The organism is Rhizobium sp. ARZ01 (genome assembly GCF_014851675.1).
Classification (GTDB): domain Bacteria; phylum Pseudomonadota; class Alphaproteobacteria; order Rhizobiales; family Rhizobiaceae; genus Mycoplana.
Window position 1 is genome coordinate 286,831 of sequence record NZ_JACVAE010000002.1, and the last position, 24,664, is coordinate 311,494.

The 24,664-nt window shown below is 62.4% G+C and carries 27 protein-coding genes; 10 read left to right on the top strand and 17 right to left on the bottom strand.

The window, feature by feature from the left end:
• The first annotated feature begins 43 nt into the window (after nucleotides 1–43).
• From IB238_RS15505 to IB238_RS15530, 6 genes are all read left to right on the top strand, one after another.
• Nucleotides 44–817 carry a 5-oxoprolinase subunit PxpA gene (locus IB238_RS15505; RefSeq protein ID WP_192248579.1) on the top strand — a complete coding sequence of 258 codons (774 nt, stop codon included), beginning with the start codon at nucleotides 44–46 and terminating at the stop codon, nucleotides 815–817.
• A gap of 12 nt (nucleotides 818–829) precedes the next feature.
• Nucleotides 830–1,273, top strand: coding sequence for an acetyl-CoA carboxylase biotin carboxyl carrier protein (gene accB, locus IB238_RS15510; protein WP_192248582.1), 444 nt, complete (start codon nucleotides 830–832; stop codon nucleotides 1,271–1,273).
• Nucleotides 1,274–1,316: 43 nt separating this feature from the next.
• The gene (gene accC, locus IB238_RS15515) at nucleotides 1,317–2,693 is read left to right on the top strand and encodes an acetyl-CoA carboxylase biotin carboxylase subunit (RefSeq protein WP_192248585.1); all 1,377 of its coding nucleotides are present in this window, start codon (nucleotides 1,317–1,319) and stop codon (nucleotides 2,691–2,693) included.
• On the top strand, nucleotides 2,690–3,103 hold the full coding sequence (locus IB238_RS15520; RefSeq protein WP_192248588.1) for a hypothetical protein: 414 nt from the start codon (nucleotides 2,690–2,692) through the stop codon (nucleotides 3,101–3,103). Before accC ends, IB238_RS15520 begins: the two co-directional genes overlap by 4 nt.
• 87 nt (nucleotides 3,104–3,190) lie before the next feature.
• Nucleotides 3,191–3,994 carry a phosphodiesterase gene (locus IB238_RS15525; protein WP_192248591.1) on the top strand — a complete coding sequence of 268 codons (804 nt, stop codon included), beginning with the start codon at nucleotides 3,191–3,193 and terminating at the stop codon, nucleotides 3,992–3,994.
• A 100-nt stretch (nucleotides 3,995–4,094) separates the two neighbouring features.
• Entirely contained in the window at nucleotides 4,095–4,733 is a 639-nt protein-coding gene (locus IB238_RS15530) for a DUF1236 domain-containing protein (protein WP_192248594.1), read from the top strand.
• 47 nt (nucleotides 4,734–4,780) lie between these two features.
• Here the strand turns inward: IB238_RS15530 and IB238_RS15535 are convergent, their stop codons facing one another.
• Nucleotides 4,781–5,449, bottom strand: coding sequence for a phosphoribosyltransferase family protein (locus IB238_RS15535; protein ID WP_192248597.1), 669 nt, complete (start codon nucleotides 5,447–5,449; stop codon nucleotides 4,781–4,783).
• Nucleotides 5,450–5,678: 229 nt separating this feature from the next.
• On the opposite strand from IB238_RS15535, the gene IB238_RS15540 reads away from it, so the two are divergent.
• Entirely contained in the window at nucleotides 5,679–8,006 is a 2,328-nt protein-coding gene (locus IB238_RS15540; RefSeq protein WP_192248600.1) for a methyl-accepting chemotaxis protein, read from the top strand.
• Between the two features lie 119 nt (nucleotides 8,007–8,125).
• Here IB238_RS15540 and IB238_RS15545 read toward each other — a convergent pair whose 3' ends face one another.
• A complete protein-coding gene (locus IB238_RS15545; protein ID WP_192248603.1) occupies nucleotides 8,126–9,070 on the bottom strand; it encodes a nucleoside hydrolase in 945 nt (314 codons plus the stop codon).
• Nucleotides 9,071–9,249: 179 nt separating this feature from the next.
• Between IB238_RS15545 and IB238_RS15550 the strand changes: the two genes are divergently transcribed.
• Together IB238_RS15550 and IB238_RS15555 are read left to right on the top strand one after the other, a co-directional pair.
• Nucleotides 9,250–9,681 (top strand): Hsp20 family protein, encoded by a 432-nt coding sequence (locus IB238_RS15550; RefSeq protein WP_192248606.1) that lies wholly within the window; start codon nucleotides 9,250–9,252, stop codon nucleotides 9,679–9,681.
• A 138-nt stretch (nucleotides 9,682–9,819) separates the two neighbouring features.
• On the top strand, nucleotides 9,820–10,077 hold the full coding sequence (locus IB238_RS15555; protein WP_192248609.1) for a DUF1150 family protein: 258 nt from the start codon (nucleotides 9,820–9,822) through the stop codon (nucleotides 10,075–10,077).
• Nucleotides 10,078–10,119: 42 nt separating this feature from the next.
• On the opposite strand, the gene IB238_RS15560 is transcribed toward IB238_RS15555, so the two are convergent.
• The 15 genes from IB238_RS15560 to trpS all read right to left on the bottom strand — a co-directional run bounded on the left by IB238_RS15560 (nucleotide 10,120) and on the right by trpS (nucleotide 23,873).
• Complete coding sequence (locus IB238_RS15560; protein ID WP_192248612.1) at nucleotides 10,120–10,821, bottom strand: tRNA (guanosine(46)-N(7))-methyltransferase TrmB; 702 nt, start codon at nucleotides 10,819–10,821, stop codon at nucleotides 10,120–10,122.
• 84 nt (nucleotides 10,822–10,905) lie between these two features.
• A complete protein-coding gene (metK, locus tag IB238_RS15565; RefSeq protein WP_192248615.1) occupies nucleotides 10,906–12,162 on the bottom strand; it encodes a methionine adenosyltransferase in 1,257 nt (418 codons plus the stop codon).
• 177 nt (nucleotides 12,163–12,339) lie between these two features.
• A complete protein-coding gene (locus tag IB238_RS15570; RefSeq protein WP_192248618.1) occupies nucleotides 12,340–12,756 on the bottom strand; it encodes a helix-turn-helix transcriptional regulator in 417 nt (138 codons plus the stop codon).
• Between the two features lie 145 nt (nucleotides 12,757–12,901).
• On the bottom strand, nucleotides 12,902–14,488 hold the full coding sequence (gene lnt, locus IB238_RS15575; protein WP_192248621.1) for an apolipoprotein N-acyltransferase: 1,587 nt from the start codon (nucleotides 14,486–14,488) through the stop codon (nucleotides 12,902–12,904).
• A 217-nt stretch (nucleotides 14,489–14,705) separates the two neighbouring features.
• Complete coding sequence (locus tag IB238_RS15580) at nucleotides 14,706–15,863, bottom strand: hemolysin family protein (RefSeq protein WP_192248624.1); 1,158 nt, start codon at nucleotides 15,861–15,863, stop codon at nucleotides 14,706–14,708.
• A gap of 9 nt (nucleotides 15,864–15,872) precedes the next feature.
• A complete protein-coding gene (gene ybeY / locus IB238_RS15585; RefSeq protein ID WP_192248627.1) occupies nucleotides 15,873–16,379 on the bottom strand; it encodes an rRNA maturation RNase YbeY in 507 nt (168 codons plus the stop codon).
• Between the two features lie 16 nt (nucleotides 16,380–16,395).
• Complete coding sequence (locus tag IB238_RS15590; protein ID WP_192248630.1) at nucleotides 16,396–17,451, bottom strand: PhoH family protein; 1,056 nt, start codon at nucleotides 17,449–17,451, stop codon at nucleotides 16,396–16,398.
• A gap of 28 nt (nucleotides 17,452–17,479) precedes the next feature.
• On the bottom strand, nucleotides 17,480–18,880 hold the full coding sequence (miaB, locus tag IB238_RS15595; protein WP_192248633.1) for a tRNA (N6-isopentenyl adenosine(37)-C2)-methylthiotransferase MiaB: 1,401 nt from the start codon (nucleotides 18,878–18,880) through the stop codon (nucleotides 17,480–17,482).
• A gap of 41 nt (nucleotides 18,881–18,921) precedes the next feature.
• The gene (locus IB238_RS15600; protein WP_192248635.1) at nucleotides 18,922–19,710 is read right to left on the bottom strand and encodes a 1-acyl-sn-glycerol-3-phosphate acyltransferase; all 789 of its coding nucleotides are present in this window, start codon (nucleotides 19,708–19,710) and stop codon (nucleotides 18,922–18,924) included.
• Nucleotides 19,711–19,751: 41 nt separating this feature from the next.
• Nucleotides 19,752–20,180, bottom strand: a complete 429-nt coding sequence (locus IB238_RS15605; protein ID WP_192248638.1) for a Fur family transcriptional regulator — start codon at nucleotides 20,178–20,180, stop codon at nucleotides 19,752–19,754.
• A gap of 68 nt (nucleotides 20,181–20,248) precedes the next feature.
• Entirely contained in the window at nucleotides 20,249–20,743 is a 495-nt protein-coding gene (locus IB238_RS15610) for a GNAT family N-acetyltransferase (protein WP_192248641.1), read from the bottom strand.
• Between the two features lie 5 nt (nucleotides 20,744–20,748).
• Nucleotides 20,749–21,408, bottom strand: coding sequence for a tRNA (adenosine(37)-N6)-threonylcarbamoyltransferase complex dimerization subunit type 1 TsaB (gene tsaB / locus IB238_RS15615; RefSeq protein WP_192248644.1), 660 nt, complete (start codon nucleotides 21,406–21,408; stop codon nucleotides 20,749–20,751).
• Nucleotides 21,409–21,438: 30 nt separating this feature from the next.
• Nucleotides 21,439–22,008 (bottom strand): NifU family protein, encoded by a 570-nt coding sequence (locus IB238_RS15620; RefSeq protein WP_192248647.1) that lies wholly within the window; start codon nucleotides 22,006–22,008, stop codon nucleotides 21,439–21,441.
• Between the two features lie 132 nt (nucleotides 22,009–22,140).
• On the bottom strand, nucleotides 22,141–22,632 hold the full coding sequence (locus tag IB238_RS15625) for a universal stress protein (RefSeq protein WP_192248650.1): 492 nt from the start codon (nucleotides 22,630–22,632) through the stop codon (nucleotides 22,141–22,143).
• 176 nt (nucleotides 22,633–22,808) lie between these two features.
• Entirely contained in the window at nucleotides 22,809–23,873 is a 1,065-nt protein-coding gene (gene trpS / locus IB238_RS15630) for a tryptophan--tRNA ligase (protein WP_192248654.1), read from the bottom strand.
• Between the two features lie 291 nt (nucleotides 23,874–24,164).
• Here trpS and IB238_RS15635 point away from each other — a divergent pair, with 291 nt between their 5' ends.
• Nucleotides 24,165–24,662 (top strand): DUF882 domain-containing protein, encoded by a 498-nt coding sequence (locus IB238_RS15635; protein ID WP_192248657.1) that lies wholly within the window; start codon nucleotides 24,165–24,167, stop codon nucleotides 24,660–24,662.
• Nucleotides 24,663–24,664 lie beyond the last annotated feature (2 nt).

Genomic DNA, 24,664 nt, shown 5'->3' on the forward strand with positions numbered 1-24,664 from the left:
CCAAATGCTCCTAAAACCATGGCGAGAGCGAGAGGAGACGAAAATGACCGACGAGCCCCTGAGCGTCGATCTCAATTCGGACATGGCCGAGGGTTTTGGCGCCTACCGGATGGGGGATGACGAGGCGATCCTGCGTGTCGTGACGTCAGCGAACATCGCCTGCGGCTTTCATGGCGGCGACCCCGAAATCATGGCAACGGCCTTCGCCCTTGCCCGCGAGCGGGGTGTCGCCGTCGGCGCGCATCCCGGCTTCCCGGACCTGTGGGGTTTCGGCCGCCGCAACATCCCCTTCTCCGCCGGCGAGATCGAACGGCTCGTCGCCTACCAGATCGGCGCCGCCCAGGCGCTTTCCGCCTATGCCGGCCATCCGATCACCCACGTGAAGGCCCATGGCGCGCTCGGCAACCTCACCCAGCAGGACGCCGAAGTCGCAATGGCGGTCAACCGGGCGATCAAGGCCGTCGATCCGAAGCTCGTCTGCCTCGTGATCGCGCTTGGCCACCAGCAGCGCCAGGCGAACGCGATGGGGCTGACAACAGCCTCGGAGATCTTCGCCGACCGGGCCTATACCGATGAAGGCCATCTCGTCCATCGCAGCCAGCCGGGTGCCGTCATTCATGACCCGTCTGAAGCTGCCGCGCGTGTCGTGCGCATGGTTCGGGCCGGCGCGATCGAGACCGTGACAGGCAAGTGGATCGACACGCCAATCGATTCGATCTGCGTCCACAGCGATACGCCGGCGGCCGTGACGATCGCCCGCACCGTCCGCGACGCGCTAGAGGCCGACGGCATCGCGGTGCGCAATTTCCTCAAGTAAGCGGAGACGAGGATGGATCTCGAAGTCATCGAACGGCTGATGCAGATGCTGTCGAGCTCGGATGTCGAGGAGTTGGATGTGACGGAGGGCAACTTGCGCATCCGGCTTGCGAAGCACGCGCGTGGCAGCGATACGCCGATAGCGAGCAGGCAAAACGCGCATTCGGCAATCCCGGCCCCTATCTCGGCGGAAGCCGTCGTCGGCAGCGACCTGCACACGATCGTGGCCGGCCTGCCGGGCACCTTCTACCGGGCGCCGGCACCCGGCGCTGCACCGTTCGTCGATGTCGGCGACGGCATCAGCGACGGCCAGCAGCTCGCGATCGTCGAGGCCATGAAGATGATGAACCCGGTGGAGGCCGATTGCGACGGCACGGTGCTGGAGATCCTGCTTGACGACGCCGCAGCCGTACAGCCCGGAACCCCTCTGTTCCGCATCGGCAAGATGGCCGGCTGACCATGCCCCAAACCATTCGCCCTGATCTCGGTTGGACCACGTCATGACAAGACGTTTCAGCACCGTCCTCATCGCCAATCGCGGCGAGATCGCGCTTCGCATTCTGCGAGCATGCCGGGAACTGGGCCTTGGAACCGTTGCCGTGCATTCGGAAGCCGACCGTACCTTGCGGCATGTAGAACTCGCCGACCATTCAATCTGTATCGGCCCCGCCCCATCGAGCGCAAGCTATCTCGACATGCACGCACTGCTGCTCGCCGCCCGGCATTCGGGCGCCGATGCCATCCATCCCGGCTATGGGTTTCTCTCTGAGAACGCGGCATTCGCGAAGATGGTGGAGGATGCCGGCCTTGTCTTCATCGGCCCGCCATCGCATGCGATCGCGCTGATGGGCGACAAGGTTTCGGCGAAGGCGGCGATGCGCGCGGCCGACGTGCCCTGCGTGCCCGGTTCCGACGGCACTCTTCCCGACGACCCGACCGAAATCCGGGCAATCGCCGAGGCCACCGGTTATCCGCTGATCGTCAAGGCGGCGGGCGGTGGCGGCGGGCGCGGCATGCGCGTCGTCCGCCGCCCGGACGATCTGGCGAACGCCGTAGCGGTGACCCGCGAGGAGGCCGGCCGCGCGTTCGGCAATCCGGCGCTCTATGTCGAACGCTTCCTGGAACACCCGCGCCACGTCGAGATCCAGGTCCTGGCCGACGCGCACGGCAATGCCGTCTATCTCGGCGAGCGCGACTGCTCGGCACAGCGGCGTCATCAAAAGGTCGTCGAGGAAGCCCCTGCGCCGGGCATCGGCCGTCAACTGATCGAAATGATCGGCAGGCGCTGCGCGCAGGCGTGCCTTGCCATCGGCTATCACGGCGCCGGCACCTTCGAATTTCTCTACCAGGATGGCGCGTTCTTCTTCATCGAGATGAACACCCGCGTCCAGGTCGAACACCCGGTCACCGAAATGGTGACGGGCATCGACATCGTGCAGGCGCAGCTTCGCATCGCGCAGGGCGAACCGCTGGGTTTCCGGCAGGAGGACATCCGCCTCACCGGCCACGCGATCGAATGCCGCATCAATGCGGAGGATCCGTTCCGCTTCACGCCATCGCCCGGAACGGTGGAACGCTACGTTCCGCCGGGCGGCTTCGGCATCCGCGCCGACAGCCACCTCTATTCCGGCTACGAGGTGCCGCCGCACTACGATTCCCTGATCGCCAAGATCATCGCCCACGGCGCGACCCGTGAGGAGGCGCTCCTCCGCATGCGGCGGGCGCTTTCTGAAACGACGATCGATAGCATCCGTACCAATATCCCGCTGCACCTGAAACTGCTCGACGAACCAGGCTTCGTTGCCGGCGGTTTCGATATCCACCATCTGGAACGGTTGCTCCAAGGTGACTCCTCGATTGGAGGTAAATCGCGATGACCGACGACATCGCCGCCCGGCTGGAAGACCTGATGGTGCGCTACGGCATTGCCGAACTCGACATCGAGGAAGGTGGCCTGCGGCTGTGCCTGCGACACCGCTCGTCTCATGTCCGGGCGCCCGGCGGCACGGCAACTGGGCCAGTGGCGGCCGCATCCACCCTCCGTGCCACGAGCTTCGGCACGCTGCATCTGTCGCATCCCGCCAGCTGCGCCGCCCCGCCACTCCTGCCCCGCAAGGTCCGGCGCGGCGAGATCATCGCATATGTCACGGTCGGTCCGCTCCTGCGCCCGATCCTCGCCGAGCGCGACGCCGTGCTTGTCACCCAATTGCGGGCGGAAGGGGAAGAGATCGGCTATGGCGATCCGCTGTTCGAGGTGAGGGAGGACCGGGCTCAGGCCTGTGCATAGGCGGTTCAGCATTCCCGTTGTCGACTCTTGACCGACGGGCCGCGACCGGAGAAATTCACGCGCGAATTTCTCTTTTCGGACCTTTCCATGACCAAGCTCATCGTCTTCACCGACCTTCACATGACGCCCGAGGGCACCACCATCATCGGGCTGGATCCGTATGATCGCCTGCGCAAGGGCATCGACCACGTCAACCTTCACCATCCAGATGCCGATCGCGTCATCTTCACCGGCGATCTGACACACCGAGCCGACCATGCCTCCTACCTGCGGCTGAAGGGTCTTCTCGCCACACTGTCTCCGCCGGCGGCGATCACCATCGGCAACCACGACAAGCGCGAGCGCTTCCTGGAAGTCTTCGATCACGTCATGCCGGATGAGGACGGTTTCGTGCAGCAGGTAATCGACTTTCCCGACTGCCGGGTGCTGCTGCTCGATACGCTGTTTGCCCCGCCCTATGACTATCCTGCAAGTCACTCCGGCCTTCTCTGCGACCGACGCCTCGCCTGGCTCGACCGCAAGCTGGCGAAGGCGGAAAAACCTGTTCTTCTCTTCATGCACCACCCGCCGCATCGCACCGGCTTCACCGGAATGGACGCGATCCGCCTGACCAACGAAGCCGCGTTCTACGAGCTGGTGCTGCGCCACGGAAACGTGCGACACATTTTCGCCGGCCACGTCCACCGCACCATTGGCGGCTCGCATCACGGCATACCGTTTTCGATCTTCAAGAGCCCTGTCCACCAGCAGCCGATGCCGTTCGACATGGCCAACGCCTCGCTGTCGGTCGATGAGCCCGGCGCCTACGGGATCGTGGTGCTGACGCCAGAGGGCCTGCAGGTACATAACGAGGACTACGAAATCGCCCGGCGCGACAGCGCCATCGCATAGCGATCCGCAGCTTCTCCATTTCGAAAGGCCGGAACCCTATCCGCCAGAGCGCGTTTGGCTTGGTGAAGGGACCGAAAGACCCAACCGGAAGGAGAAGGTTATGTACAGGATCCTCATGGCTGTCGTCGCACTTGCGTTGGCAGGTGCGACGACAGTCCACGCTGAAGAAAAGAAGAACAACCCCGGGCTCGGCGCCGCCACCGGCGGGGCGGCAGGCGCTTTGACCGGTGCGCTTGTTGGCGGGCCCATCGGCGCTGCGATCGGCGGTGTGGCCGGCGCGACCCTCGGTGCGGCCGCCTCCGTTCCGCCCGCAGCGCGCACCTACGTGATCGAGCACCCGGTCGAACCGGTCGTGCTCGCAGGTCAGCTCACAGCGGAAACACGCCTGCGGGAAGACGTCGTGCTGACGCCGATTCCCGATCATCCCGACCTTGCCTACGTTTATGTGGACAACCGGCCGGTAATCGTGCGCACCCGCGACCGAAAGGTCATCTATGCCCAGGCACCCGAGACGACGGGCAGCATCGTTCCGGCGGTGCCGGAGACGACGATCACTTATATCGAGCGCAACCCGGTCGGGCCGGTCGTGCTTGAAGGGCCTGTTGCAGCCGGCACCGTCATTCCGGACGATGTCGACCTTGTGCCAGTTCCTGACAGCCCCGACTACGGCTATATCTATGTGGAGGAGCGCCCGGTCCTGATCGAGCGCGGCACCCGTAGGGTCATCTGGCTGCGCTGACCGTCCCCGCTTCAAGGCCGACGGCCCGCGCTGCGGGCCGTTTGGCATTACGGGTTGTCGGGGTAGCCCGTAGCACGCGTCAGAGCGTCGATCACCTCACCGTCGGATACCTGCGCAAAATCGAGATAGTGCGGGCCCACGGCGCGAAAATCGTGCGGTCGCAGGAGGCAGACGACCCTGTCTGCAGACACGCTCAGCAGCTCGATAGCCTCCGGCGGAGCAACCGGTATCGCGAGGGTGATCGAGTGCACACGCTGCAGGCGCAACGCCTTCAGCCCGGCAGCGAGCGTGGCCCCGGTCGCCACGCCGTCATCCGTCACGATCACGTTGCGCCCTTCCAGCGCCACCGCCGACCTCCCGCCGAGATAGGCTATTCGCTGGCGATCGATCTCCGCGATCTGGAGCGCGACCTCCGTCTCGACGTAGGCCCGCGTGGCACCGCTGCAGGCAAGCAGGTCGCTGTTGAACACCGTCTGCGGCGCGCTGCAGCCCGCGACCGCGCCGATTGCGACCTCGTGGTTCCAGGGAGCACCGATCTTGCGAACAAAGAGGAGATCGAGTTCGGCACCGAGCCTCGCCGCGATCTCCGTTCCGACGGCAACGCCGCCGCGGGGAATGGCAAGGATCACCGGTCGCTCGACAGGCTCGCGCGCCAGCACGTCTGCGAGCCTGCGACCCGCATCCGCTCGATCGGCGAACTGATAGACCTCAGGCATTCGGCATTCCTCGCGACCAAGGAAGACGTATGAAATTGCGCCCCATATTAGCAAATTCGTTAATGTCTTGCAGATACTGAATGATGCAGATGGACAGACTCCGCAGGGTCAGGAGCTGCTCCCAGATGCCGGTTGGCATTTGCATTCTCCATGACGGAGCTCACTCCCCATTTCGATTTCGTCACGCCGCCGCGAAACATCGGCGAATGTCTCTGCTCGTGAGGATTCCATGTTCAACATACAGCCCAAGTCGCTCGCGACGAAGCTGATCGCAGTAACCGGGGGCACAATCGCCCTCGTTCTCCTGGCATCGAATTTCGTCCTGATTTCACAATCCGAAGATCGCGTCCAATCGCTGATCCTGAATGAGGCAAACAGCGAGGCGCGCGCAATTGCCAAAGATATCGCCGGAGCTGTCGGCGAACTGGCGAGCGCTGCTCGATCGACGATCGGCATTATCGGCAAGGGGCATGAGAACGGATACCTTGACCGGAAGAACGTCATCGACCTCCTGAAGGTCAATGTCGAGCGGAATGAATTTGCCTTCGGTAGCTGGTTCGCCGCGGAAAAAGACACGTTCGACGGCAAGGCAGCCGAATTTTCCGGGAACGCCGAGTTCGGCGGCGCCAAGGATGGAACATTCAATCCCTACTGGACCAAGGGCAAGGACGGCATCGCCTTCTCCACGTTCGAGTCCGAGTACGACAGCGAGTTCTACCTGCTCGCGGCAAAGAGCGGCAAAGGCGCGATGACCTCGCCCTATCTGGAAACAGGGACGGGTGAAGACATTTCCATCTCATCGATCGCCTATCCGGTCATGTCAAACGGCAAACTGATCGGCGTCGGCGGTGTCGACGTCAGGCTGACCACGCTTGCCGAACGCGTCTCTCAGCTCAAGCCTTTCGGCTCCGGTCGCGTCCTGGTCCTCACTCAATCCGGCAAATGGCTGGTCGCTCCGCGGCCGGAACTACTGATGAAGGACTATGAGGGCACCGGTAGCGAGGTGATCAAGGAGGCACTCGCCTCACAGAAGGCCGGCTTCATCCAGAACCTCTCCTTCGATAACAACGAAACCTTCGACCGCGTCGTCTATCCGGTTGCTTTGCCGGACGTAAATGCGACCTGGGTTGTTCTCGTCGACATCCCGCGCGCGGTAATCAACGCACCCGTCAAGGACCAGACCTTCATGATGGTCATCGGTGGTCTGATCGTGCTCGGCGCCGTGATGGCCGGTCTTCTGATCGCGGTTCGCCGCTTCGTGCAAAAACCGCTCACCGGACTCGTCAACGATGTCGAGAAGCTGAGCGGCGGTGACTACGCCGATCCTGTCTCCGGTCAGGAGCGCAGCGACGAGACCGGTGCCGTTGCAAAGGCTCTGGAAGGGTTCCGCCACCAGCTCGCCGACACCAAGCGCCTTGAGGCCGAGGCCGAAAGCCATCGCCAGATGAGCGAGGCCGAACGCAACCGTTCCGAGGAAGAGCGTCAGGCTTCCGGCGCCTTGCAGCGCGACATCGTCTCTCGCCTTGCCGACGGGCTTGCCCGCCTGTCCTCGGGCGAGCTCTCCTATCGCCTTTCCGGTGAGTTCCCCGGCGAGTACGCGAAGATCAAGACCGACTTCAACTCCGCCATGGTGAGCCTCGAAGAGACGATCCAGACGGTGAACGCCTCGGTCGCCAACATCGGCAACGGCACGGGCGAGATCTCCAATGGCGCCGCCGACCTGTCGCACCGCACGGAACAGCAGGCCGCAAGCCTCGAGGAGACCGCAGCCGCCCTCGACGAGCTGACCTCGCAGGTCAACTCGAGCGCGGAGAACGCCCGGGTTGCTGCCCAGTCGGTCGCGACTGCAAGCGACGACGCAGGCAAGTCGGGAGAGGTCGTGCAGAAGGCAATCGCTGCCATGAAGGGTATCGAGAAGTCTTCCAGCGAGATTTCCAACATCATCGGTGTCATCGACGAGATTGCCTTCCAGACGAACCTCCTTGCGCTCAACGCAGGCGTCGAGGCTGCTCGCGCTGGCGAAGCCGGCAAGGGCTTTGCCGTCGTCGCCCAGGAGGTCCGCGAGCTCGCCCAGCGGTCCGCCAACGCCGCCAAGGAGATCAAGAACCTCATCAATGCCTCTGAGACCCAGGTGCGCGAGGGCGTCGATCTCGTCGGAAAGGCCGGCAGCGCGCTCGAAAAGATCGCCGAGCAGGTCATGCAGATCAATGGCCTCATCCGCCAGATCTCAGGCTCGGCCTCCGAACAGGCCGTCGGCCTGAAGGAGATCAACTCGGCCGTCAACCAGATGGATCAGGTCACGCAGCAGAACGCGGCGATGGTGGAAGAGACCACCGCGGCCAGCGTCGCGCTGAACGAAGAAGCGAGAACGCTGCAATCGCTCGTCGCCCGCTTCCGCACGGGACAGGGCCAACAGGCGATGGCTGCGCAGCCGCAGCGCCAGGCCCAGCCGGTCCATGCGCCCGCGCCGGCGCGCCGCGCCGCTGCTCCGGCACGCCCGATCCCGCCGGTCGCTGGCAATACGGCACTAGCCCAGGACGACTGGGAAGAGTTCTGAGCGGAACGAAACCCTCTAAACGGAAACGGCGCCCTCGCGGCGCCGTTTTGCATTGTATGACCATTGGTTCGACCGCTGACAGACGGTGGTTGCAGGCGGCGGTAGGTGCCGCAATGGCCTCACAGCCGTGCCACGCGCTCCGTCAGCAGATCGAAGAACCCCTGTGCGTCGATGTCGCGCATCACTCGGGCGTTGGGCTTGCGCTCAGTCACCTGCCACCAGTCGACAACCGTCATACCGGCGGTCAGTTGCGAACCAGTCTCGATCTCGACATTGCAATCACGACCGCCAAAGAGTTCCGGACGCAGCAGGTAGGCGATCACGGTGGGGTCATGCAGCGGTCCGCCGTCGGAGCCGTATTTCTCGATGTCGAAGCGCTCGAAGAACTCCAGCATCTCGACCAGCGCGATCGCCGGCCGCGAACCGATCGCGCGGATTTTCTCAACCCGCGTCTTCAGCGTCAGCACCTTGTGGGTCACGTCGAGCGGCATCATCACGATCGGGATCCCGCCGCGGAAGACGAGGTCAGCGGCCTCCGGATCCACATAGATGTTGAACTCGGCCGCCGGCGTGATGTTGCCGCCTTCGAAGAAGCCACCGCCCATCATGACGATCTCGGCGATGCGCCCGGCAATTTCCGGCGCCCTCTGCAGGGCCAAAGCGACGTTGGTCAGCGGTCCGAGCGTGCACAGCGTCACCGAGCCCGCAGGTTCGGCACGCAGCGTGTCGATGATGAAATCGACGGCATGCTTGTCCTGCAGCGGCATGGTGGGCTCATCGAACTCGGGACCGTCGAGACCGGTCTTGCCATGCACGTGCTCGGCAGTCACGAGCGGACGCTTAAGCGGCGCATTGGCGCCAGCGAACACCATCATGTCAGTGCGCCCGCATAATTCGCAGAGAATGCGCGCGTTGCGCGTTGTCAGCGCCAACGGCACGTTGCCGGCGACCGTGGTGATGCCGAGAACGTCGAGTTCACTGGTGCTTCCGAGCGCCAACATGATTGCAGCGGCATCGTCCTGACCCGGATCGGTGTCTATGATTATCTTTTTTCGTTGCGACATGGGCCTTCACCTTCCCGAATCATCTTCAGCGCCGTCCCTCCGGCGACACGGGACTATATTTGCCGAACAGCGCGAGGCAAGCGCCTTGCGCCCCTGCAGAAGAGTACCCATATTGCGCTCATGCAGGGATGCTGAAATTCGGGTCCCGCTCCGGTCGCTTGAAAGCAAGGACTAACGAAATGAGCCGTATCACGCCTTTTGCCAGCCCTCTCCTTCTCGGTTTCGATGCCATGGAGAAAACGCTCGAGCGTATCGCCAAGGGCAATGATGGCTATCCCCCGTACAACATCGAGCGCGTTCGCCCTGACAGCACTTCAGGCGATCCCGAGCGGCTGCGCATCACGCTCGCCGTTGCCGGCTTTTCCGAAGAGGAGCTTGAGGTGACGACGGAGGAAAACCAGTTGATCGTCCGAGGCCGACAGGTCGATACGCTTGAACGCGACTATCTCTATCGGGGCATTGCCGCCCGGCAGTTCCAGCGTATGTTCGTCCTTGCTGACGGCATGCACGTGCTGGGCGCCGAGCTTCGCAACGGCCTTCTCTCGATCGATCTTGCGCGTCCTGAACCGGAACGCTTGGTAAAGAAAATTAACATTTTCGTACCAGACTAGGCCAAGCTCCGTTCCTGCGGGAACATCCGCCGGGACGCATCACGGAATAGTCGAATAACCGGGCGCACCGACGGGTCACTATGACAGCGGGCATCCGGCAGGCCGGTAATCAATCCGGCACATTGCCAGGAGGCAAACATGGGACTGAAAACGATTACCCCCCAAGTCACGAAGGCCGACCTTGCGCATCTGGGCGCAGGCGAAGTGGGCTATATCCGCAAGATGCGGGCTGACGAGGTTTCGCGCTGCTTCCCGGAAGCGCCGGATATCGATCCGAACCTCGACCTCTGGGCGCTATTCGGCGCCGATGGCACACCGATCCTTCTGACGGACAACCGTTCGAGCACTTTCTACAAGGCAGCAGAAGACGAACTGCGCACTGTCAGCCTGCACTGACCGCAAGCCGCGTCGCGGCCTTTCGGTAGACGTCCGGCGGGATCAGACCCGCCGGAAAGTAAGATAGGCCGAGCTTCGACCTTCGCGTCTTGCCTTGGCCTCGTAGCGTGTTCCCGGCCATCCTGCAAAAGGCGTCAGCCAGTCCCTGGCATTGTTTGCCGTCCATTCGAATTCGGGATGCGCCCCGCAGTGCAGCAGCGTCCAGTTGACATAGGTATCGATGTCCGACGTGAAGCAGAAATGCCCCCCAGACTTGAGAACCCGGGCGAACCGGTCGAGGTTGACCGCCGACACGAAGCGCCTCTTCCAGTGCTTCCGCTTCGGCCATGGGTCGGGGTAGAGCAAGTCGACCTGGTCGATCGATGCCGCCGGCAGCCAATCCAGAACCTCGGTTGCATCATCGTCATAGAGGCGGATGTTGCGTGCGCCAGTCTCCTCGATCCGGCCGACGAGTTTCGCCATGGAGTTGACGAAGGGTTCCACACCGATGAAACCCGTGTCCGGTTGCTCCAGAGCGCGATGCATCAGGTGCTCTCCGCCGCCAAAGCCGATTTCCAGCCGGAGGCGAGCCGGCGTAAACGCAAACAGGCCTTCGATGCGCTCTGGCGCCGGCTGCGAGAGGTCGAGCGCCAGCGTTGGCAGAACGTCATTCAACTGCCGCGCCTGTCGTTCGCGGAGCGGTTTGCCCTTACGTCGTCCGAAGAAGGCTTCCGTGGCGCGGCTTGGGCGCTGCTGTTCTGTCATGGGTTGGTCTTTCACGATAAAAGCGGGCGTCTCCCCGTGGAGACACCCGCTTTACAGTTTTCCGTAGCGATCCGTAAAGGCCGATCAGGCTGCCTTGAGTGCCTCGGTCCGCAGCGCTTCCTTGAGCGGCTTCACCAGATCCAGCTTCTCCCAGGAGAACGACCCGTCACGGCCGGCCTTGCGGCCGAAGTGGCCATACGCGGACGTCTTGGCATAGATCGGCTTGTTGAGATCAAGATGCCGGCGAATGCCTGAGGGCGAGAGGTCCATCACCTGGCGGATAGCGGCCTCGACCTGGTCTTCTGTCACTTTGCCGGTGCCATGCAGATCGACATATACGGACAGCGGCTGAGCGACGCCAATCGCGTAAGAGAGCTGGATTGTGCAACGATCAGCCAAGCTGGCCGCGACGACGTTCTTCGCCAGATAGCGCGCCGCATAGGCCGCAGAGCGGTCGACCTTCGTGGTGTCCTTTCCGGAGAACGCACCACCGCCATGCGGGGCCGCCCCGCCATAGGTGTCGACGATAATCTTGCGGCCCGTCAGGCCGGCGTCGCCGTCCGGTCCACCGATGACAAACTTGCCGGTGGGATTGATGTACCACTTGCAGTCGTCAGCGATCTTGATGTCATGCAGAGCCTCGCGGATGTAGGGCTCGACCACCTTGCGGACCTTCGCCGAATCCCAACTGTCGTCGAGATGCTGGGTCGACAGTACGATCGAGGCCACTTCCGACGGCTTGCCGTCGACATACTTTACCGTCACTTGGCTCTTGGCGTCGGGGCCGAGCCTAGCCACGTCTCCGTCGCCCTTTTTGCGGGCTTCGGCCAGAAGCTGGAGAATTCGGTGCGAGTAGTAGATTGGCGCCGGCATCAGCTCTTCGGTTTCGCGGCAGGCATAGCCGAACATGATGCCCTGGTCGCCGGCACCCTCGTCACCCTGCTGGTCCGCAGCACTATCGACGCCCTGGGCGATGTCGGCGGATTGCGCGTGAAGCAGCACATCGATCTTGGCGTTCTTCCAGTGGAAGCCGCTCTGCTCGTAACCGATGTCGCGGATTGCCTTGCGCGCCGCCGCCTTGAACTTGGCGGGATTGATGACGTCGTTGCCGTCCTTGTCCTTCTTCAGCAGGCTCGGCGGCAGCCGCACCTCGCCCGCGATGACAACGCGGTTGGTCGTCGCCAGCGTCTCGCAGGCAATGCGGACGATCCAGGGGTCGAATTTCGTCTTGTTTGCTTCGCGATAGACCAGGTCGACGATTTCGTCGGAGATCCGGTCGCAGACCTTGTCGGGATGCCCCTCGGCCACGGACTCGCTAGTGAAGAGATAGTTGCTGCGCATACGGGAGTTCCCTCAATGAAGATGCTCCGTCTTAGTCATTTTACCACCGGAAAACAAGCGCAGAACGACATAAGCATATGTTTATGTCAATTCCCTCTCCGGAATGGCAGCAAAAAGAAAACGGCCCCCAAAGGGCCGTTTTCTCGCGCACGAATCTTTCAGATAAGCGGGCTGTAGTTATTCCACTTCCGCCTCGGCTGCGAGCGCCTTGACGAGGTCGACGAGCTTGCGACGAACCTTGGGGTCGGCGATCTTGACGAAGGCACGGTTCAGTTGCAGCCCCTCCGATGAGGAGAGAAAATCCACTACGTAGTTCGAGCTGGAGGCCTCGGCCATGCCGGGTTGATTGCCGGAGTCGCCCGGCGCATCTTCGAAGAAGAAGGAAACCGGCACGTTGAGTATGCTGGAAATATTCTGCAGACGGCTCGCGCCGACGCGATTCGTGCCCTTTTCGTATTTCTGGATCTGCTGGAAAGTGATTCCCAGATTTTCGCCCAATTTCTCCTGGCTCATACCAAGCATTGTGCGGCGAAGGCGGATCCGGCTACCGACATGAATGTCGATCGGGTTCGGCTTCTTCTTGTTTTCTATCATTGCTGTATCCTAACGCGCGAAATGGCCCTGTTTGCCGGCATCGATCATCAGACCTAACGTCACGTTGTACCCGAATATTTTCTCGGACTTGATAATACGAAACTGATGCCGGTAAACTCCACTATGCAATTTTAGGGGTTTTTGGTCAATTCGCATCCCTTCTAAAACCAATGCGAGAAATCACCCCTGCTCCGAAAAAGATTGCAACTAAACACCAAAACCAGAAGTTTTGTGACACACTGTCATGAAACGCAGCGTTATTTCCCGGTATAGTTGCGTCCACAAATCCGACCATACCATAAGGAAGCCCTAATGTAACACGCCCCTTGGCGTCTACAACCGCCGAGATCCCACTGTTGGCGGCGCGCACGAGCGGCAAGCCGGTCTCGACTGCCCGTACCCGGGCCTGATGGAAATGCTGGTAGGGGCCGGGCGTATCGCCGAACCATGCGTCGTTGGTGATGTTGAGCAGCGCGTCGGTCGTATAGGCTGCCTGATCGATCTCACGGGGAAAAATCGCCTCGTAACAGATGAGCGGATAGAACGAGCGCTCGCCAGGCAGCGTGAGCACTTGATGCACGCGCGCGCCGGAGAAGCCGCCCGAGAAAGCGGCAACGGCATTGATACCCCACGAATTGAACAGTTCCTCAAATGGCATGTACTCGCCGAACGGAACAAGATGGACCTTGTCGGCGGCGCCGAGGATCTGCCCCCTGCCATCGATTGCGTATATCGAATTGTAGTAGCGTGGCGGCTTGCCCGCGCCCGTATCCTCCATCCGCACAGCTCCGGCGATCAGCACCTGGTCATCGTCGAGCACCGCGGCGATCCTTGCAAGTGCATCCGGGTTGTCGGTGAGAATGAAGGGAATCGACGTTTCGGGCCAGACGATGATACCAGGACGCTGTTCGCCCGAGGGCGGATCGGCGGTCAACGCTAGATGCTTTTCAAAGACTGCTGCGCGTTGCCCGTCGTCGAGCTTGGCGGACTGGTCGATCACCGGCTGCACCAAGCGGACCCTTACATCCGTATCAACCGCGTCCGGCAGAAAGTGCAGGACGTAGAAGCCATATCCCGCCTGCAGCGCCAGAAGAAGGACTGCAAGCGATAGACCCAGCCGCTTGCCGCGGCCGGTCCACAGGAGCGCAGGCGCGGCAAAGACGAAAACGGCCAGCACGTTCATGCCGGCGATACCGAAGATTCGCGCCGGCTGCATCATCATCGGCACCGGCATTGCGCCATAGCCCACCGCATTCCATGGAAATCCGGTGAACAGCCACGAGCGCAGCCACTCGGCAAACCCAAAGGCGGCGGCCAGCACGAGGATGCGCCCCAGCCCATCTGACCAGAAGAGCCGCGCAAGCGCGACCGCAAAGCCATAGAAGAAAGCGAGGAACGCTGGCAGGCCCAGCACCGCCAGCGGCAGTGCCCAGGCATATTCGTCCGCCTCGACCAAGAGCGCATTGCCGAGCCACCACAGGCCGCCAAGGAAATAGCCGAAACCGAAGCACCAACCGATACGAAAGGCCGGCACCAGCCGGCGCAGGAGACCAGCATCGGGGTCGCCGCTGGCACCGTCGATCAACCAGACCAGAACCGTGAAGGAGACGAACAGTGCAGCAATGAACCCATAGGGCTGCAGCGCCAACACTGCGAACAGGCCGGCCAGGAATGCCACCAACGCCCGCGTCCAACCGGACATCAGCATGACCTTGCCAGCCAGTCGCTCCATACCGCTCCTCTCGACTTCCGTGCGAATCAGCGCGGCAAGTCTTCCAAAAAAAAGTGCGCTTGTCGCCCGCCGTTGAATCGACGGTTAGGGAACGTGTCGAGGTACGATCTTTGGTGCCCGCAGACGCTGCCCCGTCTGCAGGCTACGGATCGTCCGTCACGGTGGCTTATTTGCTAGAGCGGATGACCAACCGGAAGCTGCGGCATACCTGGCACGGTCAGGCGTTGCCTTCGGGCTTGTCGCCCTCGGCGAGCAACTCCTGTGCGGCGATGGCGCCCTCCCCCTCCGGCCGCGCCTGTCGACGGCGCTGGGCCGGCGGACGCTTGCGGGTGATCCGCACCCGCTTGACGCGGCGAGGATCAGCATCGAGTACGTGGAACTCGAAGCCGGGCAAGGCCTGCAAGACTTCGCCGCGCACCGGGATACGGCCAAGCGAATTGAAGATGAGGCCACCAAGGGTATCGGCGTCCTCCAGTTGTTCCCGGATGTCGAAATCGTTGCCGATCGTCTCGGCCAGTTCCTCGAGTTCGGCGCGCGCGTCGGCAATGAAGACGTCGTCGGAGACAGGGGTGATCATCGCCTGGTCGTCGTCGTGCTCGTCCTCAATGTTACCGACGACCATCTCGACGATGTCTTCCAGCGAAGCGAGACCATCGGTTCCACCGTACTCGTCGATAACCAGCGCCATCTGCGTACGGGCTGCCTGCATGCGCCCCATCAGGTCGGAGGCGAGCATCGAGGGCGGCACGAAGAGCACCGGGCGGATGATGCCGGCCTCCAGCACCGTCTTGCCCAGATCGACTCGGGCGAGATCGAACTGCGCCTTTGGTGCCTTGGCAGGCTTTTCGCCAGTTGCAGACGTAGCCGTTGCTGCGGCACCGTTCTTGGCTCCCACACGCCGCTTGTTGCGCGCCTGCTTCGTCACGTAAGCAAGAAGGTCGCGGATGTGGACCATGCCGCGCGGGTCGTCGAGGCTATCGCAATAGACGGGCATGCGCGAATGCCCCGATTCCTCGAAGATCACCATCAGCTCGGCAATCGTAATGTCTTGCTCAACCGCCTCTATGTCGGCACGTGGCACCATCACGTCTTCGACCCGGATCTCACGGAATCGCAGAATGTTGTGCAGCATCGCCCGTTCTTCGGGTGAAAAAGCTTCATTACCCGCTGGATCCGAGGTCTTCAGCGCCTCGGCGAGATCACGCCGTAACGTCGAAGCGTCTTGGTTGCGGAAAAAGCGCGTGGCGCGCGCCCAAAAGGATCGTGCCGGTCTCGCTTGAGGTTCCGGCTTGGGCGTACTGCCCCCGTCGTCCTGTTCCGAGGCGCCCGCCTCATTTTTCTCAGCCGTAAGCGGCTGTGTTCTTAAATCGCTCATCGTTCCAAACTATTGAACCGGGTCGTCCCCGTAGGGGTCAGATAGGCCAAGCTCGCCCAAAATGCGAGTCTCCAGCCCTTCCATTTCTTCGGCCTCGTCGGTTTCCATATGATCATAACCGAAGAGGTGCAGAAATCCATGCACCAAAAGATGCGACAGATGCGCGTCGAAAGGCTTGCCCATTTCGGCCGCTTCGCGTTGCAAGGTCTCGTAAGCCAGGATGATGTCGCCGAGCATCGGGCCGGGCAGGTCGCCGGACTCGAGCGGAAAGGCCGGGAAGGACAGGACATTCGTCGGTTTGTCCTGTCCGCGCCATTCGGCGTTGATCGTCCGGATCGACGCGTCATCGGTAAACAGCAACGACAGTTCGGGTGGGGTGTCCGGAAATGGTTGCCCTTCTTCCCTGGCAAGATGGCGGGCAGCCGCGCCAAGCACGCGATCGCTCAAGGAAAGGAGCGCCTCTTCGTCGGGCCAGGGACCTTCCTCGACGCTGATCTGGATTTCGATTTCACTCATGGGGATTAGGACCGCCTCAGCGGTCCATATGCTCGCTTTCGTCCTGAACGGCATTCTGGCTTTCGTAGGCCCTGACGATCCGCGCCACCATTGGATGGCGCACCACGTCGACGTCCTTGAAGCGGACCACCGACACGCCCTCGACCCCTTGAAGAATGTGCAGCGCCTCGACCAGGCCTGACTTCACGCCGCGCGGCAGGTCGATCTGACTCGGATCGCCGGTGACGATCATGCGACCGTTCTCGCCCAGACGCGTGAGGAACATCTTCATCTGCATCGAGGTGGTGTTCTGCGCTTCATCGAGGATGACGGCCGCATTCGCAAGCGTACGGCCACGCATAAAGGCCAGCGGAGCGATCTCGATGACGCCGGCCGTAATCGCCCGCTCCACCTTGTCACCCGGCATCATGTCGTAGAGGGCATCATAGAGTGGCCGCAAATAGGGGTCGACCTTCTCCTTCATATCCCCCGGCAAGAAGCCGAGCCGCTCGCCGGCTTCCACGGCAGGGCGTGACAGGATAATCCGGTCGACGGCGCCACGCTCGAGAAGCTGGGCGGCGTAGGCGACGGCGAGGTAAGTTTTTCCCGTGCCCGCCGGCCCGACACCGAAGACGAGTTCGGAGCGCTCCATCGCACGGATGTAAGCGTCCTGCGTCGGCGTGCGGGCTGCGATCGTTTTCTTGCGGGTGGAAATCTGCGTCATGCTGAGCTTGGCCTTGCGCTCCATAGTCGGCAAGGAAAGCTGGTCGTCGGCTGCGACCGCCATGCGGATCGCGCCCTCGACGTCGGAAAGCTCCACCGAGCCGCCGCTCTGGAGCCGGCCGTAGAGATAGTCGAGCGCCCGGCGGGCCTGGTTGGTCGCCACCACGTCGCCGGTGATTACGACGGAGTTGCCGCGGGCCCGCGCGTCGACCTGCAGCCGCTGTTCCAGCAGCTTCAAGTTCTGATCGAACTGTCCGAAAAGCTCGCTTGCGTATCGATTGTTTTCGAAGGTTAGCACGAAGTGATTTGCGTCTGTCTCAGGCGGCTTCGACTGGCGCGGCGATGTCGTCATCAATTCGTGTCCGTTCAAGCGGCAAGGCTCCCTAGCTGTCCGCCCGTCAACCAATCGCCTCGGCGAATAGGCTGTTCGGGCCGGCACCGGTGATTCGTACCCTTATAATGTCACCGATTTCGGAACCTTTTGCATCAACATTAACAGGCTGCAGCCAGGGCGAGCGTCCGACGAGCTGGCCGGGCATCCGCCCCGGCTTCTCAAGCAGAAGATCGATATCCTTGCCGACGCAACCTGCGGCGAAGGCCGTCTGCTGTTCGAACAGCAGGGCCTGCAGTCTTTCTAAGCGTTCGGACTTTACACCTTCGGCAACATGTCCGTCCATCTCGGCGCCCGGCGTGCCGGGCCGGATCGAATACTTGAAGGAGAAGGCCTGCGCATAGCCGACCGTGCGCACGAGCGCCAGCGTCGCCTCGAAGTCCTCCTCTGTCTCGCCAGGGAAGCCGACGATGAAGTCGCCGGAAATGGCGAGATCCGGCTGAACGGCGCGGATGCGCTCGATCAGAGCGACATATTCCGCCGCGGTATGGCGACGGTTCATCGCCTTGAGAATGCGATCCGAGCCCGACTGCACCGGCAGATGCAGATAGGGCATGAGCTTCGGCAAATCGCGGTGAGCGGCGATCAACGCCTCGTCCATGTCGCGCGGATGGCTCGTCGTGTAGCGGATGCGGGCCAACCCCTCGATTGCGGAGAGCTGTGCGAGCAAGGCGCCGAGGCCCAGTTCGCCGCCATCAGGACCGGCACCGTGCCAGGCGTTGACGTTCTGGCCGAGCAGCGTGATCTCGCGAACACCGGCCTCGACCAGTCTCTCCGCCTCGGCGAGGATCTTGGCCATCGGGCGGGAGACCTCGGAGCCGCGCGTATAGGGCACCACGCAGAAAGTGCAGAACTTGTCGCACCCCTCCTGCACCGTCAGGAACGCCGTGACGCCGCGCGCGCGGGTCTGCGCCTTCTGCGGCGCCGGAAGATGGTCGAACTTGTCCTCGATCGCATAGTCGGTCTCGACCACGCGTTCACCCATTTTGGCGCGCTTCAGCGCTTCGGGCAGGCGATGATAGGTCTGCGGGCCGATGACGAGGTCAACCGCCGGGGCGCGGCGCAGGATCTCGTCCCCCTCGGCCTGGGCGACGCAGCCGGTGACGCCGATGACGAGTTCGCGGCCTTCCTTGGCGCGCGCCTTCTTCATGTCGCGCAGGCGGCCCAGCTGCGAATAGACCTTTTCCGCCGCCTTCTCGCGGATGTGGCAGGTGTTGAGGAGCACCAGGTCGGCGTCCTCGAGCGTGGTCGTCGCCTCGTAGCCGTCCTTCGACAGCGCATCCGTCATGCGTTCACTGTCGTAGACGTTCATCTGGCAGCCATAGGTCTTCACGAACACCTTGCGGGTGTTGGCGATTGCTGGCGCCTGCTGCTCGGCCGCCTCGGTTGCGGAAATCTGGTCGGTCATGGCGGCTCTTTAGTCGAAATGGCCCGGAAAATGAAGCCCTTTCACCGCCCGCGCAGGCGATCGCCGAGCATCTTGCGGATTCGCGCCTCCACCGCGCGGCTGACGACCTTGCGGTTGCTCGACGGGCCGTAGGCGATCATCTCGCCGAAATCGACATCCACGTCGAGCGCGCCCTCCTTCAGGATACCCATAAGGTGCGGCATCATCTCGATGTCACCGGGCCAGGCGGCGATCGGGCGATGGTAGCGCCCCATCGCCATGCCATGGACGCCGGTATAGGCAATCGAGACCGGCTGGATGAACACCGTGCTATCAGGTGCCGCAGATGCGGCGGTGGCGGCGGCACCGAACAAGGAGGTCTTGATCTCCAGCAGCCGGTTGCCGTCGGAGGTCGTCCCTTCCGGAAACAGGACGACGATTTCGCCGTCGGCAAGACGCCTCCCGATCTCGTTGACCTGCTCGCCGGTCTTTCGCTTCTCCTCGCGCACCACAAAGATGGAAGCCTGCAGGCGGGCGAGGAGACCGAAGACCGGCCAATCCCGCACCTCCGACTTGGCGATGTAGACGACGTCGGCGATCGCGCCAAGCACGAGGATGTCTTTCCAGGAAGCGTGGTTGGCGGCCAGCATCAGTGGTCGGCGCTTTTCCAATGTTCCGTGGACGCGCACGTGCAGGCCGATCATCCGGCAGGCCATACGGTGCCACAGCCGGGGGATGCGACGCCGGAGCGTCCAGTCGAAATGGAGCGAAACGAGCTGGACCGGCAGCAGCACCAGCGTTGCGGCCAGAAGACAGGAGAGGGAAAGAGCGATGCGGAGCCAGGAGATCAAGCAGGTCCTGCAAGCAGGCGGGCACGCCTCGGCCGACCGCCTTACTCGCCCTCCTTCTTCAGCGGCACGCCATAGAGTTCCAGCCGGTGGTCAACGAGCTTGAAGCCATGCTCGCGCGCGATCCTTTCCTGCAGCGCCTCGATCTCCGAAGAATGGAACTCGATCACCCTGCCGCTCTTCAGATCGATCAGGTGGTCATGGTGTTCCTCGGGAACCGTTTCGTAGCGCGAACGCCCGTCGCGGAAGTCATGGCGCTCGATGATGCCGGCGTCCTCGAACAGCTTCACGGTGCGGTAGACCGTGGAGATCGAAATGCCCGGGTCGACATCGGACGAGCGGCGATAGAGTTCCTCAACGTCGGGGTGGTCGGCCGAGTTCTCCAGCACCCGGGCAATGACGCGGCGCTGCTCGGTCATGCGCATGCCGCGCTCGACGCAAAGCTCTTCCAGCGTTTTCCCCAATTCCGTCATTTCGTCCAGTTTCCCTTTGCAAGCACGCCCGGATAGGCGTTGGAACGCTGCATCCTGTCACAAGGGGACTAGCGAAGAACGCGCCGCATGACAAGCGCCGTGGACCGTCCGCCGGCCCCTTCGTAATAGGCTTTTCGTTCACCGACCTTGGCAAAGCCGAGCTTGTCGTAGAGCTTGAGAGCGGCAATGTTGCCCTCATCCACTTCGAGAAAGATCTCGTCTGCGCCGCGCATGCGCGCCTCACGCAGCGCCGCCTGCATGAGGCGCCATCCAAGGCCGCCCCGCTCGAAACGTGCATCAACGCCAATCGTCAGGATTTCGGCCTCGCCCGCCGTCGCTCGCGCCAGCACGAAACCGCCGGCAGGGCGGCCCGTCAGGGCGTTCACCTGCCAGGCGACGAAGCCGAACACCGTGTCCTGGGCGAGCAGCGAATGGAATTCGCCATCGCTCCAGGCGCGGGCGAAACGCGCCTTGTGCAGGCTTGCCGCCACACCGCGATCGCCCGCCTCGATTGGGAAGATTTCGAACTCGGGTTTGCGAATGAAATAGTCAGTCAACGCCACGGCAATCAGGCCCTCGCTATGGCAAAACCGGCCTGGGGCTTGGCGTCCGGGCCGCGGAGATAGAGTGGCTTCGGCCGGTCGGCCGCAGGATCGGCAAGCGCGCCGAGACGCGCGACCACTTCGATGGAAAGTCCGTCGACCAGACTGGCCGGCTCGCCACCGGAAAGCAACGGCGCAGCCGAACCGACGACGGTGCCGCCGGCAAGCGCGGCTGCGGCCTTGGCGTCATCAAGAGAAAGAACGGCTGCCTCGCTGGCGGGCAGACCATCCGACGAAAAGGCCTGGCAATAGGCTTCACCGCGTTTGGCATCCATCGCGACGAATACCGGCGCGCCCGGATGATCGCGCAGATGCTGGCTGGCAAGGACTGCAAGCGTCGTGATGCCGACGGAGGGTATGCCGAGCGCCAGCGACAGGCCGCGCGTTGCCGCGACGCCGACGCGAATGCCGGTAAAAGAGCCTGGACCGATCGTGACGGCGATCCGCTCGATCTGCAGCAGGTCGACGCCAGCGTTTGCAAGCGCTTGATCGGTAAAGTCCATGAGGCGCTCGGCATGGCCGCGGCCTATTTCCTCGCCGCCAATGCCGAGCGTCCTGTCTGCATCGCTATCGTAGATGGCCACATAGCAGCCGCTGCCGGATGTATCGATTGCCAGCAGGATCATTGGTGGCACCCATGCAGCGGGTGCCGAAAATCACATGACAGCTTCAACTTCCTGCACTTCCGGTACGAAATGGTGCAACAGCTTCTGCACACCGTGCTTCAGCGTGGCTGTGGACGACGGGCAGCCTGAGCAGGCGCCCTTCATGTTGAGATAGACGCGGCCGTCGCGATAACCCTTGAATGTGATATCGCCGCCATCCTGCGCAACCGCCGGACGGACGCGGGTAGCAAGCAGTTCCTTGATCGTCGCGACGATTGCCTCGTCGCCTTCGTCGTAGAACTCGCCTTCCTCGTTCTCCTCGCTTGCCAACGCGCCACCGGCAAGAACCGGCTGCCCGGACATGAAGTGCTCCATGATCGTGCCGAGGATTGCCGGCTTCAGATGCTGCCAGTCCGCGTTGTCCTTGGTGACCGTGATGAAGTCATAGCCGAAGAAAACACCGGTGACGCCGGGCACGGCGAAGAGGCGGGCGGCAAGCGGCGATGCTGTCGCCGCATCCGTCTCGTCGCGAAACTCGGCCGTACCCTGCTCCAACACGACCTTGCCGGGCAGGAACTTCAGGGTCGCCGGGTTCGGCGTGGTTTCAGTCTGGATGAACATCGTCTCGTCTCCGTACTGCCAGGCTTCGGGCCCGCGGCAAACTGTTTAGAACCATTCAAAAGAAAAATAGACTTTTCCGACCGCCGCATCAAGGGACCAGCAATCAATCCTTCTCTGATTGTCGCGAGCCGATCAGCTCAGCGCATCGAGCTCCTCGTCCGTCAACTCCTGCGGTATGACTGTCACCGGAATCGGAAAGGCGGCACTGCGGCCGGCGAGCGACGAGACGAGCGGCCCCGGGCCTTCCTTCGCCGAGCCTGCCGCCAGCACTAAGATAGCGATGTCCTGATCTTCTTCGATCTGGGCGTTGATCTGCTCGGAGGCGTTTCCTTCGCGGATCACCGTTTCCGGTTCGATACCGAGCGTCTCGCGCAGCGACTGGGCGACCTTTGCAAGAATTGCCTCGGCTTCCTCGCGCGCCTCGGCCCGCATGATTTCCTCAACGCCGAGCCATTCACGAAAGTCGCCGGCGGGTATCACATAGAGCAGCACCACCGCGCCGCTGGAGTTCTTCGCCCGCGCCGCGGCGTAATGGGTAGCACGCTGACACTCGGGCGTTTCGTCGACGATCGCCAGAAACTTCCGGCGATGGCCTTCCAGGCGTGAAAGTCGTCGCGATACCATTGTGCATTCACCTTCCGGCCGATTCCATTTGAGCTTATACCAAATCGCTGCGATGGGAATTGGCAAGCGTCAACGTCGTGCAGCCATCCTGACTTACTAACCCCTCACGCAATCCTTTGGGACGGCATCAGAGGGCCATACCCCTCCCTCGGAAGAGAAAGGGGTATGCTGTGTTCTCAGCGCAAGAAGCCGATAATATCGGCCACTTCGCCCATCGTTTTCTCGGCCCGCTCCCGCGCACGCTCGCCGCCCTTGCGCAGGATGGCGTCGATGTGGCTGGTGTCCGTCATCAGGCGGCGCATTTCGTCGTTGATCGGCGAAAGCACGTTGACGGCGAGATCGACCAACGCAGGCTTGAAGGCGGAAAACTGCTGGCCGCCGAACTGGGCAAGCACATTAGCCTTCGACGTGTCGGCGAGTGCGGCATAGATGCCGACGAGATTCTCCGCCTCGGGCCGCCCCTTCAGCCCATCAACCTCGCTCGGCAATGCGTCCGGGTCGGTCTTGGCCTTGCGGATCTTCTTCGAGATCGTATCGGCATCATCCATCAGGTTGATGCGCGACAGGTCGGACGGGTCGGACTTCGACATTTTCTTCGTGCCGTCGCGCAAGGACATGACGCGTGGCGCCGGCCCCTCGATCATCGGCTCGACCATCGGGAAATAGGCATGCACCGGCTCTTCCCCGACCACGATGTCGACACCAGTACCGGTGCGGCGGATCTTATCCTTGAAGTCCAGATTGAACTTCATGGCGATGTCGCGCGCGAGCTCAAGATGCTGTTTCTGGTCGTCTCCGACCGGTACGTGGGTGGCGCGATAAACGAGGATGTCGGCTGCCATCAGGCTCGGATAGGCCAGCAGTCCCAGCGAAGCATTCTCGCGGTCCTTGCCGGCCTTGTCCTTGAACTGGGTCATGCGGTTCATCCAGCCGATGCGGGCGACGCAGTTAAAAACCCAGGCGAGCTCGGCGTGGTGCGGTACGGCCGACTGATTGAAAACAATATGCTTTTCCGGATCGATGCCGGACGCGATGAACGCCGCCGCGATTGAGCGGATCTGGCCGGGCAGGTCCTCGTGGACGAGCTGCGCAGTGATCGAGTGCAGGTCGACGACGCAATAGATGCAGTCGTTGTTTTCCTGCAATGCCACGAACTTGCGAATCGCGCCGAGGTAGTTTCCGAGATGGAGGTTGCCCGTCGGCTGGACGCCGGAAAAGACGAGCGGCTTGAAAGCGGTCATATTGTCCTCGTGAGGCTGGTGGAGGGCCCAAGCAGCGGCTGCTGCAACTGGTTTACGCGGCGCTTATGCACGGCAGGGAAATCACAATCAAGGGGCGATGCCGGGTGTGAGCAAGGGGCAGCGCGTGTAACCGGGCAAACCTGCCATCTGCGCCCACCCCTACACCATAAGTATTATCTAATATTAGCAATTTTATCCGCACAAAAGCCATTTTCCGGATTTCAATTCTCGTTGGGGCAGAAGGGGACCCCGCTCAGCACGTCTGACGGGCAAAAATAAGGGAGAGGTATCATGCGAAATGCCTGTTCCATCCTACTGGCCGGCCTGTTCACGCTCTCGTCACTCGTCATGGGCGAGGCGCAGGCCGGCGGCGAACTGAAGGCGCCGTTGCGGCCGCCGAAGGCCCGGGTCACGCTGGCCTATGCAACGCAGACCCCCCGTGTTCGGCACAGTTGTTTCCCGGGCAGACTGCAAGCCGTGCTGGCGCACATCGCCGCCCAGACGGGCCGGCGCCCGCTTGTCACGTCCGGACATCGATCCGGCGGTCGCCGCGGCTCCTATCACCGCAAATGCATGGCAGCCGACATCCGCGTTCCCGGTGTGTCGGTGCGCAAAATTGTCGCCGCGGCCAAGTCGGCCCCGGGCATCGGCGGCATCGGTACCTACTGTAACGGAATTGTCCATGTCGATGTCGGACCGAGTCGGCGCTGGCACTATTGCGGCGGCGGTCGGGGGCGCGGTCTCGCCAAGGTTAGCCGGTCGAAAGCGAAAGTCGTGGCAATGCGGTGAGC